Here is a 17,964-nt window from a genome sequence, read left to right on the forward strand (position 1 = left end):
TTCCTACGGAAGGGCCCTGGGCTCTCCCACGTAGGGGAAGGTGCCGCCCGGACGCGGCTCGGGCCCCTTGGCGAGGCTGAACCGGAAGAGCTCGGGGTGGCCCTTGCCCGCCGGTTCGCCGAGCACCATGCGGCTGAAGATGAGCGTGGCGTCGTCGGTGTAGCGGCGGCCGTTCGGGAAGCCCTGGCGGTCGCCCTCCAGCCACCCTTCGAGCTTGGGCCTGCGGGTGACGGGGACCGTCATGTTGAGGCGCAGCATCTCCGCGGGGAGCAGCTTGCCGCGGCCCGCATCCCTGTTCAGGACCTGGGAGTTGAGGTTCTGCTTGACGGGGCCCGTGCTCTTGGCGACGCCCTTCATGAAGATCTGCCACAGGTCGTTCCGCGGCGTCCTGGGGGCCGGTGTGGTGAGGAAGTGGAAGAGGTTGACCAGGTGCGGGCCCGAGGGCTGGCGGACCATGCGCTCGATCGTCCGCCAGCGGTGGTCGTCGGCCGGGCGGCGCCCGTTGAACTGGTCGGCGACGCCGCCGGGCACGCCCACGAGGAGGCCGCCGGGCTGGAGGAAGCCGTCCGGCGACAGCCCCTCGTTGAAGAAGGACTGGCCGACCCGGGACATCTGCACCCAGCGCGGCTTGCCGCCCTGGAGGTCGATGGACTTGCGGGCCGCCGTGGCCCACACGCCAACGACGGGGTTGCGGTGCGGGTCGCCCTTGAGCGCGAGGGTCTTCTTCGGGACCTGCACCGTCATGACGTTGACGTTGCTGAAGACCAGCGGGTTCACGGGCACCGGAGCGTCCACGCCCAGCTTGAGCATCGCGAACTGCCGTACGTCGATGAAGAAGGGGTCGGCCGCCTGCCCGGCGTAGACCTTGCCGCCGCCCGGGAGCCGCACGGTGGCCTGGCGCATCAGGCGCCGGTAGTCGGGCATCGAGACGAGCCCGGCCCGGGTGGGCGCGGCGATCTGCTTCTGCACCAGCGTCCGGACGGGCCGCCCCGGACGCAGCTCCTGGAGGGTGTAGCGCTGGCGCAGCAGCAGGTCGGGGTCGTCGAGCCGGTCGATATAGCCCTTGGCCTGGGCGACGCCGCCGATGCGCCGGTCCTCGGTGGCGAAGGTCCAGCGGTACGTCAGTTCGGGGCTGCCGTCGCCGGTGGTGTCGACGTTGATGTCGTAGCGGGTGTCCTTGCCGAAGAGCGCGGGCGGCAGGACGCCGCCGATCTGGGGCAGCGTGACCGGGTTGTAGGTGACGGCGAGGGTCACCGTGTCCGGGTTCTCGGGGCTGGTGAAGGCGAAGAGGTCGGCGCCGTTGATGTCCGGGTTGAGGATGGCCGTGGGCGCGTCGACGTGGCTGCCCGCGTGTCCGGTGCCGGTGCCGGGGCCGAGGAGCGCGGCGGCGGTGAGGGCGGCGAGTGCGGCGGTGAGGCCGATGGCGTACGTGCGTCTGACGTGGCCGGTCCGGCGTTCTGCGTGGCCGGTCCGGCGTCCGACGTGGCCGGTCCGGCGCTGCGGCTCGGTCATGCGCCGAGGCCCTGGACGCGCGCCCAGAAGTCGGGTCCTGGCAGGAAGCTCAGCGTGGCGTCGAGGTTGAACAGCGGGGTGCCCTCGGGCAGGTCGACGTCGAGCTGCTTGAGCGCGGCCTGGAGTTCCTTGCTGCCGCGGAACTCCCAGTCCTTGGGGCCGAAGCCGAGCTCGCCCGTCTTGGGATCGATGCGCGGGGTGATCACCGGGTAGAAGGAGTGGCTGCCGACGAGCAGGTCCTTCGCGGTGGTGGTGGCGAGCTGGACGCGGCGCTCGGGGCCCTTGTTGATGCGGAGGTTGCAGTAGGCGCCGGGGCTCGGGAGCACCGCGAGCCAGATGCCGTTGCAGACGGCCCGGTCGCCGGTGGAGGGGCGCGCGATGACGATGCCGCCCGGGTAGCAGACCCGGAAGAGGTGGGTGAGGTCCGGCTCGATGCTGTCCTCGAAGACACCGAGGGGGAAGCGGAACTGGTCGTCCCTGCCCGGGTTGTTGGAGAGCGGCGCGACCGGCTTGAGGGTCGCCTTCTCCTGCTTGAGGACCTTCTTGACCTCGGGCTTGAGCGTGACGTCGGCGTGCCCGAAGGGCGAGAAGTAGACGCCGCCGGTGCGCGAATTGCAGGGGCCCTCGGCTGCCTTCGCGCGGTGGGCGGGGTCGTGGCCGGCGCGGCCGTCGGCGGCGGTGGCTGCGGCGGCGGTGCCGGTCAGGCCGACCGACAGCAGGACGGCGGTGGCGAGGGAGAGGGCGGTGCGGGTGAGGCGCATGGAGGGCTCCTGGGGTTTCAGTGACTCTGGGAGTCACTGAAACCCCAGGGCGGTCACTCTGCGAGGTCAGGAGTGCCGAATGGGTAACCCTCCGTCATGGGAGCCCCGGCGGCCACGGGTTGCCGCGGCCCCGGCGGCTACAGGTTGCCGCGCTTCTCCTGCTCCCGCTCGATCGCCTCGAACAGGGCCTTGAAGTTGCCCTTGCCGAAGCCCATCGAGCCGTGCCGCTCGATCATCTCGAAGAAGACGGTCGGGCGGTCCTGGACCGGCTTGGTGAAGATCTGCAGCAGGTAGCCGTCCTCGTCGCGGTCGACCAGGATCTTCAGCTCGCGCAGGATCTCGACGGGGACGCGGGTCTCGCCGGCCCACTCGCCGAGGGTGTCGTAGTAGGAGTCGGGGGTGTCGAGGAACTGGACGCCCGCCGCGCGCATGGCCCGTACCGACTCGACGATGTCGTTCGTGGCGAGCGCGATGTGCTGGACGCCCGCGCCGCCGTAGAACTCCAGGTACTCGTCGATCTGGGACTTCTTCTTGGCGATGGCCGGCTCGTTGATCGGGAACTTCACCTTGAGGGTGCCGTCCGCGACGACCTTCGACATCAGGGCCGAGTACTCGGTCGCGATGTCGTCGCCCACGAACTCCTTCATGTTCGTGAAGCCCATGACCTTGTTGTAGAAGCCGACCCACTCGTTCATCTTGCCGAGCTCGACGTTGCCCACGCAGTGGTCGATGGCCTGGAAGGTGCGCTTGGCCGGGGGCTCCACCATCGGGTTGGCCGCGACGAAACCGGGCAGGTAGGGGCCGTCGTAGCCGGAGCGCTCCACCAGGGTGTGGCGGGTCTTGCCGTATGTCGCGATGGCGGCGAGGACCACCGTGCCGTTCTCGTCCTTCACCTCGTGCGGCTCGGTGATGCCGCGGGCGCCGTGCTCGACGGCGTAGGCGTAGGCGGCGCGGGCGTCCGGGACCTCGATGGCGAGGTCGACGACGCCGTCGCCGTGCTCGGCCACGTGCGAGGCGAGGAAGTGGCCCCAGTCCGTGGACGCCTTGATGACGGAGGTGAAGACGAAGCGGGCGGCGCCGTTGGTGAGCACGTAGGAGGCGGTCTCACGGCTGCCGTTCTCCGGTCCGGAGTAGGCGACCAGCTTCATGCCGAAGGCCGTCGAGTAGTAGTGGGCGGCCTGCTTGGCGTTGCCCACGGCGAAGACGACCGCGTCCATTCCCTTGACCGGGAAGGGGTCGGCCTCGCGCACGGTGTCGGGGGTGGTGTGGGTGGTGGTCTCAGTCATGGGCCGAGGCTCCCGCCGATCCACAAGGTGCGCAATAGTTTGCGTTTTCGCTGGGCAATATGCACAGCAACTCGGGAGTATGGGCGGGCTATCTGTACACGATGACCACCGTGGAGGCGGCATGGCGATCGATCATCTGGACGGCAGACTCATCGTGCTCCTGGCACGGGAGCCGCGTATCGGGGTCCTTGAGGCGTCCCGGCGGCTCGGCGTCGCGCGCGGCACCGTGCAGGCGCGCATGGACCGGCTTCAGTCGAATGGAGTCATCCGGGGCTTCGGCCCGGACGTCGATCCGGCGGCCCTCGGCTACCCCGTGACCGCCTTCGCGACCCTGGAGATCAAACAGGGTCAGGGCGCGGACGTACGGGCCCACTTGGCGACCGTCCCCGAGGTCCTGGAACTGCACACCACCACCGGCCACGGCGACATGCTGTGCCGTCTGGTGGCCCGCTCCAACGCCGATCTCCAACGTGTGATCGACCGGGTCGTGGGCTTTGATGGCATCGTTCGGGCCTCCACGGCAATCGTCATGGAGAACCCCGTTCCGCTGCGGATCATCCCGCTGGTGGAGCAGGCGTCTGAAGACCCCTAGAACCTGACAACAGGCGAGGTGAGCACTTCAGTGAACTTCTGGGACTACCTCGGCAACCGGCACCAACAGTTGCTGCAGGACGCGTACCAGCACGCCAGCGCCGTCTTCCAATGCATGGTCGTCGCGACCGTCATCGGCGTCCTCATCGGCGTCGTGACCTACCGCAGCGAGTGGGCCGGGAACCTGGCCACGACCACGACGTCCACCATCCTCACCGTCCCGTCGCTCGCCATGATCGGTCTGCTGATCCCGGTCGTCGGACTCGGCGTCGCGCCGACGGTGATCGCGCTGACCCTGTACGGCCTCCTTCCGATCGTGCGCAACTCCATCGTGGGCCTGCGCGGGGTCGACCCCTCGCTGGTCGACGCGGCCAAGGGCATCGGGATGTCGCGCGTGGCCCGGCTCTTCAAGGTGGAGCTGCCGCTCGCGTGGCCGCCCATCCTGACGGGCATCCGGGTTTCCACGCAGATGCTGATGGGCATCGCCGCCATCGCCGCCTACGCCTCCGGACCCGGCCTCGGCAACGAGATCTTCCGCGGCATCGGCTCGCTCGGCAGCAAGAACGCGCTCAACCAAGTGCTCGCGGGCACGCTCGGGATCATCGTCCTGGCGCTGCTCTTCGACGCCGCGTACGTCCTGATCGGCCGGCTGACGATTCCGAGGGGTATCCGTGTCTGAGACGACCGAGGCCGTGGCAGAGCAGCCGGCGGCGACCGCGACCGGCGCCACCATCGAGCTGGAGAACCTGACCAAGCGCTACCCGGGCAGCAGCGACCCCGCGGTGGACAGCGTCAACATGGAGATCAAGGCGGGCGAGATCGTCATCTTCGTGGGCCCCTCGGGCTGCGGAAAGTCCACGACCCTGAAGATGATCAACCGCCTCATCGAGCCGACCAGCGGACGCATCCGCATCAACGGCGAGGACGTCACCGACATCGACCCGGTGAAGCTGCGCCGCAAGGTCGGCTACGCGATCCAGTCGTCCGGGCTCTTCCCGCACATGACGGTCGCTCAGAACATCGCCCTCGTACCGAAGATGGTCGGCTGGGGGAAGTCGAAGATCAAGTCGCGGGTCGAGGAGATGCTCGACCTGGTCGGGCTCGACCCCGGCGAGTTCCACGGCCGCTATCCGCGCCAGCTCTCCGGCGGACAGCAGCAACGCGTGGGCGTGGCACGGGCGTTGGCGGCCGACCCGCCCGTACTGCTCATGGACGAGCCGTTCGGCGCGGTCGACCCCATCACCCGCGACCACCTCCAGGACGAGCTGATCCGGCTCCAGCACGAGCTGCACAAGACGATCGTCTTCGTCACGCACGACTTCGACGAGGCCATCAAGCTCGGCGACCGCATCGCGGTGCTCCGCGAGCGCTCGCACATCGCGCAGTTCGACACCCCCGAGGCGATCCTCACCAACCCGGCCGACGACTTCGTCTCCGGCTTCGTGGGCGCGGGCGCGGCGCTGAAGCGCCTGAACCTGACCCGCGTACGCGATGTGGAGATGGCCGACGTGCCGACGGTGACCGTCGACGACCCGTTGCAGGACATCTTCAACAAGCTCCGCGCCGCGGGCACCAACGAGCTGCTGCTCCTCGACAAGCGCGGCCGCCCCTACAAGTGGCTGCGCCGCGGCGACCTGATGCGCGCGAAGGGCTCGCTCGCGCGGGCCGGAACCCTGGTGCACGACACGGTGACCCGGGACGCGACGCTGCGGGACGCCCTGGAGGCCGTCCTCACGGACAACGCGGGACGCGTCGCGGTGACCGGGCGGCGCGGCGAGTACACGGGCGTCGTCGACATGGAGACGCTGATGAACTCCGTGCACGAAATGCTGGAGGCCGACCGCCTCGACGCGATGGAGCACCAGCACGAGCTGGAGGAACAGCGGGCCCAGGTGACCCACCAGGAGCAGGAGGGCGACGGCGGGGAGGCACCGGCGTGAGTCCCCGAATCCCCCGCGATCCGCTGCCGGGGAGCAGCCCCCGCTACCCCGGCCGCACCCCCTCCCCCGACAAGGCCACCGACCAGCGCCCCGAGGGCGAGCACGAGGTCAAGGGCCTCGCCTTCCGCGACGTGGGCGAGGGCGAGCAGGAGGCGCCGCCGGGCACGGAGCCGCGCCGGGCGCGCCGCATCGGCTGGGCGAAGCTGACGGTCCTGCCGGCCTTCCTCCTCATCGTGCTGCTGGCCACCTGGTGGTGGTTCCACGAGGCCGACCTGGACTCCATCTCCGAGAACGCCCTCTCGGGCGGTCAGGTGTGGAAGGTGCTGCGCCAGCACATCGAACTCACCGTCATCTCCACCTTCTTCGTCCTGATCATCGCGATCCCGCTGGGGATCCTGCTGACCCGGCGCGCGTTCAGCAAGGCGGCCCCGGTGGCGATGGCCTTCGCCAACATGGGCCAGGCGACCCCGGCGATCGGCCTCCTCGCGCTCCTCGTCATCTGGATGGGCATCGGCGAGAAGGCGGCCCTGACGGGCATCATCATCTACGCGATCCTGCCGGTCCTCTCCAACACCATCGCGGGCCTGCGGGCCAACGACCCGACGCTCCTGGAGGCGGCACGGGGAATCGGCATGTCCCCGCTGGGGGTACTGGGCAAGGTCGAACTCCCCCTCGCCGTACCGCTGATCCTCGCGGGCGTGCGCACGGCGCTCGTCCTGAACGTGGGCACGGCGACGCTCGCGACCTTCGGCGGTGGCGGCGGCCTCGGCGTCCTCATCCAGACGGGCATCACCAACCAGCGCATGCCGGTCCTGATGCTCGGCTCGATCCTGACGGTCGCGCTCGCGCTGCTCGTGGACTGGCTGGCGTCGCTGGCCGAACTGCTGCTGAGTCCGCGAGGGCTGGAGGTGAAGTCATGAGGGTTGCGCGAGTCACGTGCCTCACGTGGCGCACGGGCCTGGCCGCATTGGTCGCGGGCGGCCTCCTGGTGAGCTGCGGACTGACCAGCGGTTCGCCGATGGTGGACGACGTGAAGCCGGGCTCGATCGGACAGGGGCTCCCCCTGAAGGGCGCCGATCTCACGGTCACGTCAAAGGAGTTCACGGAACAGCTGATCCTCGGCGCCATGATGGGCATCGCCTTCAAGGCGGCGGGCGCGGACGTGCTCGACCGCACCGGCATCCAGGGCTCCATCGGCGCCCGCGAGGCGGTGAAGGGCGGCGACGCGGACGCGATGTACGAGTACACGGGCACGGCCTGGATCACCTACCTCGGCAACTCCAAGCCCATCCCGAACTCGCAGGAGCAGTGGGAGGCGGTGAAGGACGCCGACGCGAAGAACGGCATCACCTGGCTCACCCCGTCGGCCCTCAACAACACGTACGCCCTCGCCATGAACCAGTCCAACTTCAAGAAGTACGGCACGAAGACCCTGTCGGATGTCGCCGCGCTCTCCAAGAAGGACCCGAAGGCCGTGACGCTGTGCGTGGAGAGCGAGTTCGCCAACCGCGCGGACGGGCTGCCGGGCATGGAGAAGGCGTACGGCATGAAGGTCCCCGCGGGCAACATCACGCAGATGGACACCGGGATCATCTACACCCAGGCGTCCAAGGGGACGTGCACCTACGGCGAGGTCTTCACCACCGACGGCCGCATCAAGGCGATGGACCTCGAAGTGACGAAGGACGACAAGCACTTCTTCCCCAACTACAACGCCGCGCCGGAGATCAACACCAAGGCCCTGAAGAAGTACCCGGAGATGGCGAAGGTCCTGGAGCCCATCACGAAGAAGCTCAACAACACGGTGGCGCAGGACCTGAACTCCAAGGTGGACGTGGAGGGGCAGGATCCGCATGAGGTGGCGAAGGACTGGCTCGTGCAGGAGGGGTTCGTGAAGGAGTAGCCGACTCCGCTTGTTTCACCCAGAGTTACAAAGACTCCGTTGCAAAGAAGGCGTTGCAACGGAGTCTTTGCATGCTTACGCTGGCAGGCATGACGGAAGAGCCCGAGCCCCGCAAAGTCGTTCAGCTGGACGCCCGTTCACTGCGTGGGCTCGCACATCCCCTGCGGATGAGGCTGCTCAGTTCGCTGCGGATCAACGGCCCGGCGACGGCCTCCCAGCTGGCCGCGCGCCTGGGCGAGTCCAGCGGTTCCACCAGCTATCACCTGCGCCAGCTCGCCGAGTACGGGTTCATCGAGGACGACCCGGAGCACGGCAAGGGGCGGGAGCGGTGGTGGCGTTCGGCGCACCAGGGGACGCGCTTCGACGACGAGCTGTCGCGCGACCCGGACCCTGCCGTGCGCGGGGCCGCCCAGCTCTACCTCCACGCGGTGGCGTCCCGCTACAGCCAAGAGCTGACGACATGGGTCGGTACGAAGGACGAGTGGCCCGACGAGTGGACGGAAAGCGCCGACATGAGCGACGCGATGCTCCGTCTCACCCCCGCGCTGACCGCGGAACTGCGGGACAAGCTCCACCAAGTCATCGAGGCGTACCGCCCGTTGGAGAAGGACAAGGACGACCCGCAGGCCGCGCTGGTCCGCGTCCAGACCCAGCTCTTCCCGACGCACTCCACCGACTGAAAGGGCTCACCCACCCATGCACCCCGACATCCACCTGTACGTCCACCACACCCGAGCCGCCGACTTACGGCACGCCGCTTCCGTACGAAGAGGACGACGGCGCCCCGACGTCCGTACCCAACTGGGCTGGACCCTCGTCGAGTTGGGCCTGTGGATGGTGAGCGACCCGGTCAGCAGGTCGGGACGTCCGCGCCCTTCTTCAGGTCGCGGAGCGCGTCCAGCGTTCCCTGGAGCGTAGTCACCGGAACCAGGCGCAGGCCCTTCGGCGCGTTGCCCTCGGCCTCGGAACACTCGTCCTTGGGGACGAGGAAGACCGTGGCGCCGTCGCGCTTGGCGGCCTGGGTCTTCAGCTCGACGCCGCCGACGGGGCCTACCTTGCCCTTGGGGGTGATCGTTCCGGTGCCCGCGATGGCGCGGCCGCCCGTGAGGTCGCCGCCGCTGCCGTCGCCGTCCAGCTTGTCGATCACGCCGAGCGCGAGGAACAGGCCGGCGCTCGGGCCGCCGATCTCGCCCAGGTCGACCTCGACCTCGACCTTGTCGGTGTCGACGCCGTTCTTCGAGAGGTACGAGAGCGCGGCGTCGGTGGCCGCGTCCTGGGACTTCTTCATGTCGCCGAGGTTGTGCTTCTCGACCTTCTTGACGTCGTCGCCGTCCGGGTAGACCGAGTCCTTGGGCATGACGGCCCGGTCCCCGCGGAACCAGGCGTCGAGCACGTCCCCGAGGTGCACGTCCATCTGCGGGCCCGTCGCCACGATGGTGGTCATGCGCAGCTGGCCGTCGGTCTTGCGGGTCGGGGCGCCCTTGACCGTGATGACCTGCTTGCCCTTGTACTCCCCCAGCACGTTCGCCGTGGAGCCGGGCTGCGCCACGGCGAACGGCAGCGGCGCGAACGCCGTGACGCCGAGCAGGGCCGCGACGGGCAGGGCGCAGAGGGCGAGGGCTTTGGGGCGGGAGAGGTTCGTGAGACGAGAGAGCACGGGTCAAATCTAACGTGAAGGGCAAGCAAGCCCGTCCGGCGATTGAGGACGAGGCGCGCCAGCGCCGATGGGGGGTCCAGGGGCGCAGCCCCGGATAGCCGGGGTCCAGGGGCGCAGCCCCGGTGGGGCCACCACGGGGCACCGTTCGCCCGCGCGGCCTCAGCGCAACGCGTCGGCGACCTCGCGGGCCGCGTCCACGACCCGGGGACCGACTCTCTCCGGGACCGAGTCCGCCAGCATGACCACGCCCACGCTGCCCTCTATCCCGGTCACGCCGACCAGCGGCGCCGCCGCCCCGCTCGCGCCCGCCTCCAGCTCGCCGTGCGTCAGCGCGTACCCGGGGTCGGTGACCAGGCCCTGGCGGGCGGCGAGGATGGCCTTGCCCGCGGCGCCGCGGTCCAGGGGGTGGCGGAAGCCGGTGCGGTACGCCACGTGGTAGTCCGTCCACGTCGGCTCGACGACCGCGACGGCGAGCGCCTCCGTGCCGTCGACCAGCGTGAGGTGGGCCGTCGCGCCGATGTCCTCGGCGAGGGAGCGCAGGGCCGGGAGCGCCGCCTCGCGCACCAGCGGATGCACCTGGCGGCCGAGCCGCAGGACACCCAGGCCGACGCGGGCGCGGCCGCCCAAGTCCCGTCGTACGAGGGCGTGTTGTTCGAGGGTGGCGAGGAGCCGGTAGACCACCGTGCGGTTGACGCCGAGCTTGGTGGACAGCTCGGTGACGGTGAGTCCATGATCGGTGTCGGCGAGCAGCTTGAGGACGCGCAGTCCTCGGTCGAGCGTCTGGGAAGTCTCCGCGGTCACGACGCCCACTCCTTAGTGGTGAGGACGGCCCCCTCCGCGGCGGTTGCGCCGCCGGTCCCGTGGGGCGACGCGCGTCAGAGGCCGCCGGTCGGTCAGCGCCCCGGGTCTCCCGGGCTCAGGCACTTGGCACCGGCTGCGCTCCGCGGCGGCGCTGCCACGGGGCGTGTATTTGTTGCGGGGACATTAGCGAGGCCGTCCCGCTGAGCGGAAGACTCCGTCCAGAATCCGGTCATCGCGATGGGGGCTGCGCCCCTCATTGCCCTGATACGCGGTCCGCGCGGAGCCGGTCGCGCGACAGCTCCGCACACGGATCGTGCACATGAACTCTCCACATGGAGTTCATGGTTCCGGGCTCCGGCAGTGTCCTGGGGGCGCCCGGGGGTGCGCCGGGGCGCCCTGGCGCACCGCCGTTGTCAGTGGCGGTCGCTAGCGTCCCCGGCATGACTGATGTCACGGATGCTGCCGCCCCCCACGTGTACTCCCCGATATCCGAGCTGAACCTCCTCAAGGAGTTCGCCGACTCCGAGGCCGCGGCGGGCTGCTTCGCGGAGGGCTTCGAGTTCTGCCCGTACGACTGGGCGGACGCGGGCCTCGCCCAGTGGCTCTGCCTCGACCGCACCGAGGAGCACCCGTTCCTGGACCGGCTCGTCCCCTTCGCCATGGCGTCCGGCTCCGGCGCGATGTACGTGCTGTGGCGGTGCGACGACCGCGAGGACCTCGCCACGCTCCCCGTCGTCCGCTTCGACGACGAGGGCGACCTGGACGTCGTGGCGCGCGGCCTGCGCGAGCTCTTCCAGCTGCTCGCCCTCGACAGCGAGAGCTACCTCACCGAGAGCGAGTACGAGTTCTACGAGGAGGAGGCGATGGAGCACGCCCCCGGCCACGCGGCGTATCTCGACTGGCTGGAGGGGCACTTCGGGCTCACCGCGCCCGAGGTCCCCGACGACCTGATGGAGCGGGCCGACGAGGAGCACGGCGCCCGCTTCCTGCGCTGGCTGATCCCGCACGCCCCCGACGACATGGCCGAGTCCCTCCGCAAGGACCTCAGCGCATACGAGTAGCAGGACGAGGAGCCGCCTCCGGACTCAGCGCATCCGCGTGGCCCACTCCTGGACCTTCGCGATCCGCTGCCGCAGCTGCCCCCCGGTGGCCTCCGCGCTCGGCGGGCCCCCGCAGGTGCGGCGCAGCTCCGTGTGGATCACGCCGTGCGGCTTGCCGCTCTGGTGGGAGTAGGCGCCGACCATCGTGTTGAGCTGCTTCCTGAGCTCGAGCAGCTCCTTGTGGGAGACCACGGGGCGCCGCTCGGCGGGCAGCTCGAGGAGGTCGGCCTCCTCGGCGGGCTTCTTCTTGCTGTGCGCGATCTGCCGGGCCTGCCGCTTCTGCAGCAGCATCTGGACCTGGTCGGGTTCGAGGAGCCCCGGGATGCCGAGGTAGTCCTGCTCCTCCTCGCTCCCCGGGTGCGCCTGCATGCCGAACTCTGCGCCGTCGAAGAGCACCCGGTCGAAGACGGCCTCGGACTCCAGCGCCTCGAAGGAGAACTGCTCCTGCTCGCCGGTGTCCTCGTCCTGCTCCTTGTTCGCCTCGTCCATCTCGGCCTCGGACTCGGCGTACGGGTCCTCCTCGCCGTCCTTCTTCGGCTTGTCCAGGACGTGGTCGCGCTCGACCTCCATCTCGTTGGCGAAGCCGAGCAGGTCGGGCACGGTCGGCAGGAACACGGACGCGGTCTCGCCGCGCCGCCTCGACCGCACGAAACGGCCGACGGCCTGCGCGAAGAAGAGCGGGGTCGAGATGGTGGTGGCATAGACCCCCACCGCGAGGCGGGGCACGTCGACGCCCTCGGACACCATGCGGACCGCGACCATCCAGCGGTCGTCGTTCTGACTGAAGTCGTCGATGCGCTTCGAGGCACCGGTGTCGTCGGAGAGGACCACGGTGGCCTTGGTCCCCGTGATCTCGCGGATCAGCTTGGCGTAGGCGCGCGCGGAGTCCTGGTCGGAGGCGATGACGAGCCCGCCCGCGTCGGGAATCGCCTTCCGGACCTCGGTGAGCCGCTGGTCGGCGGCCTTCAGCACGTTCGGCATCCAGTCGCCGCGCGGGTCGAGGGCGGTCCGCCACGCCTGGCTGATCGCGTCCTTCGTCATCGGCTCACCGAGCCGCGCCGCGATCTCGTCCCCCGCCTTCGTGCGCCAGCGCATGTTGCCGCTGTAGGAGAGGAAGATGACGGGCCGCACGACGCCGTCGCCGAGCGCGCTCCCGTATCCGTACGTGTAGTCGGCGGCCGAGCGCCGGATGCCGTCGTTGCCCTCCTCGTACTGGACGAAGGGGATGGGGTTGGTGTCGGACCGGAAGGGCGTGCCGGTGAGGGCGAGCCGCCGGGTAGCGGGCTCGAACGCCTCCAGGCACGCCTCACCCCACGACTTGCTGTCACCGGCGTGGTGGATCTCGTCAAGAATCACGAGGGTCTTGCGCTGCTCGGAGCGGTTGCGGTGCAGCATGGGCCGCACGCCGACGCCCGCGTACGTCACGGCGACGCCCTGGTACTCCTTGCTGAGCGGACCCGCGCTGTACTCGGGGTCCAGCTTGATCCCTATGCGCGCGGCCGCCTCGGCCCACTGCTTCTTCAGGTGCTCGGTCGGGGCGACGACGGTCACCTGCTGCACGACGTGGTGGTGCAGCAGCCAGGACGCGAGGGTCAGCGCGAAGGTGGTCTTTCCGGCGCCCGGGGTGGCGACCGCGAGGAAGTCGCGGGGCTGCTCCTGGATGTACTTGTCCATCGCCCCCTGCTGCCAGGCACGCAGCTTGTTGGCGGTGCCCCAGGGGGCGCGGCCGGGGAAGGCGGGCGAGAGGTGGTGCGACGAGGAGTGGGCGGCTGTAGTAGTCACGGTCTCCGTTGGTCTTCGCCTGTGGGGTACGTACGACAACCGGGCCACCTTACCGGTGACCCGGTGACGTACCGACGTTGACGGCGCGGAGGAGACGGCGGGTGCGACGGGTGTCACACGGCGCCGGCGGCCCCGCGTTCCCTCAGCCGCGTCGCCACCCACGCCCCCACCAGGGCGACGACGGCCATGGGCAGGAAGACGGCGGCGAAGGCGCCCGGATGGGACCCGCTGACGTCCCCCGTCCCATGGGCCGCGCCACCGACCATCCCGCCACCGAGCGCGGCGAAGGCGGCACCCCCGGCGGCGAGCAGCAGCACATTGGACAGCCCGTCGGAGATCTGCAGGGCGGCCGAGTTGGCGCCCGCGTCCTGCGGCGCCGAGAGCCGGAGCAGCAGGACGCTGGTCGAGCCGATGACGATGCCCATGCCGAAGCAGCCGAAGCCCCAGGCGACGCCGACGATCCACACGGGCACGGCGTCGAGGAGCACGGTCGGCGCGGTCGCGATGGCAGCCGCCACCAGGATCATTCCGACCACCATGAGCCGCTGCCGGTGCGGCTCCATGCCCGGCCGGGACTGGACGAAGGAGCCGAGCGCCCACGTCGCCCCGCCCACGGCGAGCGAGAGCCCGGCCAGGGTGGGGCTGAGGCCGCGCTCGGTGACGAGCATCAGCGGCACGAAGGACTCGGCGGCGATGAACGAGCCCGCCGCGATGCCGCGCAGCAGGACGACGGAGGGCAGCCCGCGGGCGGCCCGGTACGTCCCACGCGGCAGGAGCCCGAGGACGGCGGGCACGAGGACGGCCCCGCCGACGGCAGCGGGGAGGAGGGAGAGCCACCGCAGGTCCTGCCCCGCGTACTGGAGGAGCCCCGCGCCCAGCGAGATGCCGAGGGCGAGCCGGATGCGGCGCCGGTCGAAGGGTGCGGCGGCGGTCTCCGGGTCGACGGGACCGGAGGCGCGGCGCCGTATCTGCGGCAGCGCGAGGGCAAGCGGCGCGGCCACGAGCACGGGGATCCCGACGAACACCCACCGCCAGCCCAGGTGTTCGGTGACGGTCCCCGACACGAGCGGCCCGACCACGGACGGCACGACCCAGCTCGCCGCGAACGCCGCCATGATCGGGGCGCGCAGCCGCTCCGGGTAGGCGCGGCTGACGACCACGTACAGGCTGACGATGACGAGCCCGCCCCCGAGCCCCTGCACGGCCCGCCCGAGAATGAACACCCACATCCCAACGGCGGTCCCGCTGAGCAGCAGCCCGGCGGCGAAGAGCCCGATCCCGGCGGCGAGCGGCCCGAGGGGACCGCGCCGATCGGCCCACTGCCCACTCAGCACCATCCCGAACAGGCTGGTCGTGAAGTACCCGGAGAAGGCGAAGGCGTACAGGGAGACCCCGTCGAGCTCACGGGCAGCGACGGGCATCGCGGTACCGACGGCGGTCGCCTCGAAAGCAATGAGCAGGACAACGGAGACGATGCCGACGCTGAGCGCGCGATAGCTCTTGCCGAGCACCCCGCCGGAGCCGCTCTCCTCAGTCCCCTCAGGTGCCCTGCCCTCAGCTGCGTCGGCGGTGACGCCCGTGTCGGTGGTCATGCCCGCCAGAGTAAGGGCCGTGGGCGCCGTTGACCCCTGTCGGGAGTCGGGCGGGTGCTGGTCCCTTGGTCGTACGTCCCGGCCCACCCGCCGCCCCCGGCCCACCGGAGGCAGTTGAGGCTCAGCGAGCCGTGAACGTAAGGAAGTCGGTCCAGGCAGCGGGGGTGACCGAAAGGCTCGGGCCCTGCGTGTTCTTGGAGTCGCGGACGTGGATGGTGGTGGGGCAGGTGGCTACCTCTACGCAGTCGTTGACATCGCTGCTGTCGCTGTAGCTGCTCTTGAACCAGTCCAGTTCGAGGACTTCTCCGGCAGAGGTCTTGCCGATCATGTCTCTCCCAGCACTCTTTCGATGAAAGCCAGTGACTCCCGTGGCGTGAGAGCCTGGGCCCGGCTCATCCCATAGCGCAGATGGAGTGTCGCGCCATGCGATCGGCCGCTCCACGCTCCATGTTGTCCTCTGAATACGCGGGCTGCTTCAGCTCGAACAGCGCCCTCGCGTACTCCTTCGTCTGCAACAGCCCATGCAGATTGTGGTTCCCGTACGACGCGAGTTCGACCGCCCGTGCCTCCAACTTCGCCAGATCCCGCACCTTCTTCGGGTACCGAGCCCGCTCCATGTCCGGCTTCATCGCCGAGATGAACCCGTCCGCCCGCAGCACCTCCTCGGCCTTGTCCAGGTACTCGGGGCGCGGGATCCGAACTCCCCGCTCGATCTTGCGGATCTGGTCCTCCCCGTACCCGACGGCGTCCGCGAACTCCGGCACGCTCATCGCGACCGCCTGCCGCCTCCGCTTGAGGAGGGGGCCCGTGTACTCGACCACCGCGCTGATCTCGTCCTCCGGATGACATCCCAACCGGGTTCGTCCGTGCTCTCCTCGATGGCCATCGCGCCCCTCCAAGTCGCCGCCCGACTTCAACGTGACCCGATACCCCATCGACACGGAGGACAGCCGGGACAAGCCAGGACAACACCGAGACAAAAGCCGTACCGGGTGAGGCGCACCGCTCACCCCATGGTGCGAGCTCCGTCCAAGGACTCGCGGATGATGTCGGCGTGGCCCGCGTGCTGGGCGGTCTCGGAGATGACGTGCAGCAGGACGCGGCGGGCCGACCAGCTCAGGCCGGGCTCGGACCACGGGGCGTCCGGCAGCGGCTGGAGCACGTCCAGGTCGGGCAGGCCCGCGACCAACTCGTCGGTGTGGCGCGCCACTTCGGTGTAGTCGGCCAGCACTCCGGCGAGGGTCTCCCCGGGCAGCATCCGGAACTCGTCGGCCCGGCGGGCCCAGTCGGCTTCGGTCATCTCGGTCACGCCGCCCAGCGCCGAGGGCCCGTCCACGAGGAAGGCCGCCCAGATCCGCTCGACCGAGGCGACGTGCTTGATCAGGCCGCCCAGGCACAGTTCGCTCGCCGTGGTGCGCAGCCCGGCCTGCTCGTCGGTGAGGTCGCGGGTGGTGAAGCGCAGGGACCGCCGGTGCCCGGCGAGGACGTCCAGCAGATCGGCACGCTCGCCGGTGGCGGCCGCCTCGCTCGTTGCCATGCCCGTCGCCCCGCTCATCGTCTCGCTCATGCGTCTCCGCCCCAGGTCGTCGCCGCTCCGTCGGTCTGTCATGCACGACGCTATGGCCCAACTAGGTCAGTTCTTGGCCTAGTTGGCAACCTGACCGCATCGAGGTTTCCGCGCCCCGGTGCCCCACGGCCAGGAGGCCCGCCATTCGGCACTCCCCGATGCAAAGGACCAAAGAACCCAGGGAAAGAACCTCCCCCACCCACCCCAAACCCCGCACGCATCACTCGCAAGGGTGATCAATCCCAACTGGGCTGGCGCATATGACAGTTGGCGAGGCAGGCTCGCTGCGAACAACCGCAAACTGAACACAGAAATGGCCCCCGCCGGGACTGGCATCCCAATGCGAGGGCCTGACCACCAAGGAAGAAGAGACCTTCCCGATGGCTGAGCAGCAGCTTAACGCGCCCCCGTGCGCCACGCCTCCGGTTCCGTCCAGCGGTGCCCCTTCCAGTGGCATCAGGCACCTCAACCGGCGCCACACCGACCGCTTCACCGTGGTCGGCAACCACCTCGCCCAGCACCACGACCTCTCCCTCGTCGCGATCGGTCTGGCACTCCACATCCAGTCGCTGCCCGAGGGCGCCAAGGTCACGATCAAGGCCCTCACCGAACGCTTCCCCGAGGGCGAGGTCCGCATCGCAGCCGCCCTGCGGGAGCTGGAGACCCAGGGCTACCTCTCCCGCACACGGGAGCGCCTGCCGTCGGGTCAGGTCGTCACCTGTACGGTCTCGTACAACAACCCCCGGGAGACGGCGGCCAGTTCACCACCTCCGGCAAGCACGACCACACCCCGGAAGGACCCGGAACCCCAGAAACCCACGGCACCCCCTCCTCACACACCGCACACCCCCTCCCCCGCCACCAACCTCCTCTCCGACCTACGCCGCCACGACCCCCGCCTCCTCCTCTCGCCGCAGCGTCGTGAGCACGACGAAGAGAGGACAAGACCCGATGAGGGATCGCTACCGTGGCAGCAGAGCCAGAAGGGAGCCCACTATGGCCGAGCCGCTCAAGACCGTTGTCGACGGGGTCGAGGTCGAGGTGCCCAACAGCATCCCCGCGATCCGCGAAGCCCTCCCGGAAAGCAAGCGTGAAGAGTTCGACCGGGAGATCAACTCAGCCGGCGTGCACGAGATCCACGCTGTGATGCGGCACCGGATGTTCGAGGCCGTGCCCGACCCGGCAGCCGACGCGATCATGGACCGGCTCGCCCGGGAGGAAGCGGAGAGGACAAGCACCGCGTGACCTACCGCATCGCCTATGCACCACCTGCCGACGACACCTTGGCGAAGGTGTGGATCCCTACGGCCATGGCTCCACTGCCATCGGCAGAGACACGGACCGCAGAGAGGCAGCCATTCGCGGAGTGATCGTCCGGTACTACGTCTCCGGCTCGATCCTGACCGTCACAGTGGTCCGCCTGATCCCCGCGCCGTAGAGCCGCACGTCGGCATCAGCACCACCACTCGACC

Annotated in this window: 18 protein-coding genes and 1 pseudogene; 9 read left to right on the forward strand and 10 right to left on the reverse strand. The window is 69.7% G+C overall.

The features are described from left to right. Positions 1 to 3: 3 nt before the first annotated feature. The 3 genes from ACQB60_RS27945 to hppD all read right to left on the reverse strand — a co-directional run bounded on the left by ACQB60_RS27945 (position 4) and on the right by hppD (position 3,559). On the reverse strand, positions 4 to 1,512 hold the full coding sequence (locus ACQB60_RS27945; RefSeq protein WP_496928844.1) for a DUF4331 domain-containing protein: 1,509 nt from the start codon (positions 1,510 to 1,512) through the stop codon (positions 4 to 6). Next, positions 1,509 to 2,273 carry a hypothetical protein gene (locus ACQB60_RS27950; protein ID WP_496928845.1) on the reverse strand — a complete coding sequence of 255 codons (765 nt, stop codon included), beginning with the start codon at positions 2,271 to 2,273 and terminating at the stop codon, positions 1,509 to 1,511. Before ACQB60_RS27950 ends, ACQB60_RS27945 begins: the two co-directional genes overlap by 4 nt. 137 nt (positions 2,274 to 2,410) lie before the next feature. After that, on the reverse strand, positions 2,411 to 3,559 hold the full coding sequence (gene hppD / locus ACQB60_RS27955; protein WP_496928846.1) for a 4-hydroxyphenylpyruvate dioxygenase: 1,149 nt from the start codon (positions 3,557 to 3,559) through the stop codon (positions 2,411 to 2,413). Between the two features lie 121 nt (positions 3,560 to 3,680). Between hppD and ACQB60_RS27960 the strand changes: the two genes are divergently transcribed. From ACQB60_RS27960 to ACQB60_RS27985, 6 genes are all read left to right on the forward strand, one after another. Further along, positions 3,681 to 4,151, forward strand: a complete 471-nt coding sequence (locus ACQB60_RS27960) for an Lrp/AsnC family transcriptional regulator (RefSeq protein ID WP_496928847.1) — start codon at positions 3,681 to 3,683, stop codon at positions 4,149 to 4,151. 30 nt (positions 4,152 to 4,181) lie between these two features. Next, complete coding sequence (locus ACQB60_RS27965; RefSeq protein WP_496928952.1) at positions 4,182 to 4,829, forward strand: ABC transporter permease; 648 nt, start codon at positions 4,182 to 4,184, stop codon at positions 4,827 to 4,829. After that, positions 4,822 to 6,090 (forward strand): betaine/proline/choline family ABC transporter ATP-binding protein, encoded by a 1,269-nt coding sequence (locus tag ACQB60_RS27970; protein ID WP_496928848.1) that lies wholly within the window; start codon positions 4,822 to 4,824, stop codon positions 6,088 to 6,090. Before ACQB60_RS27965 ends, ACQB60_RS27970 begins: the two co-directional genes overlap by 8 nt. 131 nt (positions 6,091 to 6,221) lie before the next feature. Beyond that, positions 6,222 to 7,010: an ABC transporter permease gene (locus tag ACQB60_RS27975; RefSeq protein WP_496928953.1), complete on the forward strand. Its 789-nt coding sequence runs from the start codon at positions 6,222 to 6,224 to the stop codon at positions 7,008 to 7,010. Further along, positions 7,007 to 7,993, forward strand: a complete 987-nt coding sequence (locus ACQB60_RS27980) for a glycine betaine ABC transporter substrate-binding protein (protein ID WP_496928849.1) — start codon at positions 7,007 to 7,009, stop codon at positions 7,991 to 7,993. The genes ACQB60_RS27975 and ACQB60_RS27980 overlap by 4 nt, the downstream gene beginning before the upstream one ends. Before the next feature lie 89 nt (positions 7,994 to 8,082). Then, positions 8,083 to 8,673 carry an ArsR/SmtB family transcription factor gene (locus ACQB60_RS27985; RefSeq protein WP_496928850.1) on the forward strand — a complete coding sequence of 197 codons (591 nt, stop codon included), beginning with the start codon at positions 8,083 to 8,085 and terminating at the stop codon, positions 8,671 to 8,673. A 170-nt stretch (positions 8,674 to 8,843) separates the two neighbouring features. Here ACQB60_RS27985 and ACQB60_RS27990 read toward each other — a convergent pair whose 3' ends face one another. Beyond that, positions 8,844 to 9,650, reverse strand: coding sequence for a S16 family serine protease (locus tag ACQB60_RS27990; protein WP_496928851.1), 807 nt, complete (start codon positions 9,648 to 9,650; stop codon positions 8,844 to 8,846). Between the two features lie 159 nt (positions 9,651 to 9,809). After that, the gene (locus tag ACQB60_RS27995) at positions 9,810 to 10,451 is read right to left on the reverse strand and encodes an IclR family transcriptional regulator (RefSeq protein ID WP_384839152.1); all 642 of its coding nucleotides are present in this window, start codon (positions 10,449 to 10,451) and stop codon (positions 9,810 to 9,812) included. 440 nt (positions 10,452 to 10,891) lie between these two features. On the opposite strand from ACQB60_RS27995, the gene ACQB60_RS28000 reads away from it, so the two are divergent. Next, positions 10,892 to 11,512, forward strand: a complete 621-nt coding sequence (locus ACQB60_RS28000; RefSeq protein WP_496928852.1) for a hypothetical protein — start codon at positions 10,892 to 10,894, stop codon at positions 11,510 to 11,512. A 24-nt stretch (positions 11,513 to 11,536) separates the two neighbouring features. On the opposite strand, the gene ACQB60_RS28005 is transcribed toward ACQB60_RS28000, so the two are convergent. The 5 genes from ACQB60_RS28005 to ACQB60_RS28025 form a co-directional block, all read right to left on the reverse strand. After that, positions 11,537 to 13,333 (reverse strand): DEAD/DEAH box helicase, encoded by a 1,797-nt coding sequence (locus tag ACQB60_RS28005; RefSeq protein ID WP_496928853.1) that lies wholly within the window; start codon positions 13,331 to 13,333, stop codon positions 11,537 to 11,539. Positions 13,334 to 13,446: 113 nt separating this feature from the next. Then, entirely contained in the window at positions 13,447 to 14,925 is a 1,479-nt protein-coding gene (locus tag ACQB60_RS28010; protein ID WP_496928854.1) for an MFS transporter, read from the reverse strand. Between the two features lie 121 nt (positions 14,926 to 15,046). Continuing rightward, positions 15,047 to 15,253 (reverse strand): DUF397 domain-containing protein, encoded by a 207-nt coding sequence (locus tag ACQB60_RS28015; protein ID WP_496928855.1) that lies wholly within the window; start codon positions 15,251 to 15,253, stop codon positions 15,047 to 15,049. A 64-nt stretch (positions 15,254 to 15,317) separates the two neighbouring features. Further along, positions 15,318 to 15,779, reverse strand: coding sequence for a helix-turn-helix domain-containing protein (locus ACQB60_RS28020; RefSeq protein ID WP_496928856.1), 462 nt, complete (start codon positions 15,777 to 15,779; stop codon positions 15,318 to 15,320). Between the two features lie 152 nt (positions 15,780 to 15,931). Then, a complete protein-coding gene (locus tag ACQB60_RS28025; RefSeq protein WP_496928954.1) occupies positions 15,932 to 16,492 on the reverse strand; it encodes a DinB family protein in 561 nt (186 codons plus the stop codon). A 996-nt stretch (positions 16,493 to 17,488) separates the two neighbouring features. Here ACQB60_RS28025 and ACQB60_RS28030 point away from each other — a divergent pair. Together ACQB60_RS28030 and ACQB60_RS28035 are read left to right on the forward strand one after the other, a co-directional pair. Then, a complete protein-coding gene (locus ACQB60_RS28030; protein ID WP_496928857.1) occupies positions 17,489 to 17,737 on the forward strand; it encodes a hypothetical protein in 249 nt (82 codons plus the stop codon). Continuing rightward, a pseudogene (locus ACQB60_RS28035) lies at positions 17,734 to 17,930 on the forward strand (hypothetical protein). Before ACQB60_RS28030 ends, ACQB60_RS28035 begins: the two are co-directional and overlap by 4 nt. Positions 17,931 to 17,964 lie beyond the last annotated feature (34 nt).

The organism is Streptomyces odontotermitis (genome assembly GCF_050510915.1).
Taxonomy (GTDB): domain Bacteria; phylum Actinomycetota; class Actinomycetes; order Streptomycetales; family Streptomycetaceae; genus Streptomyces.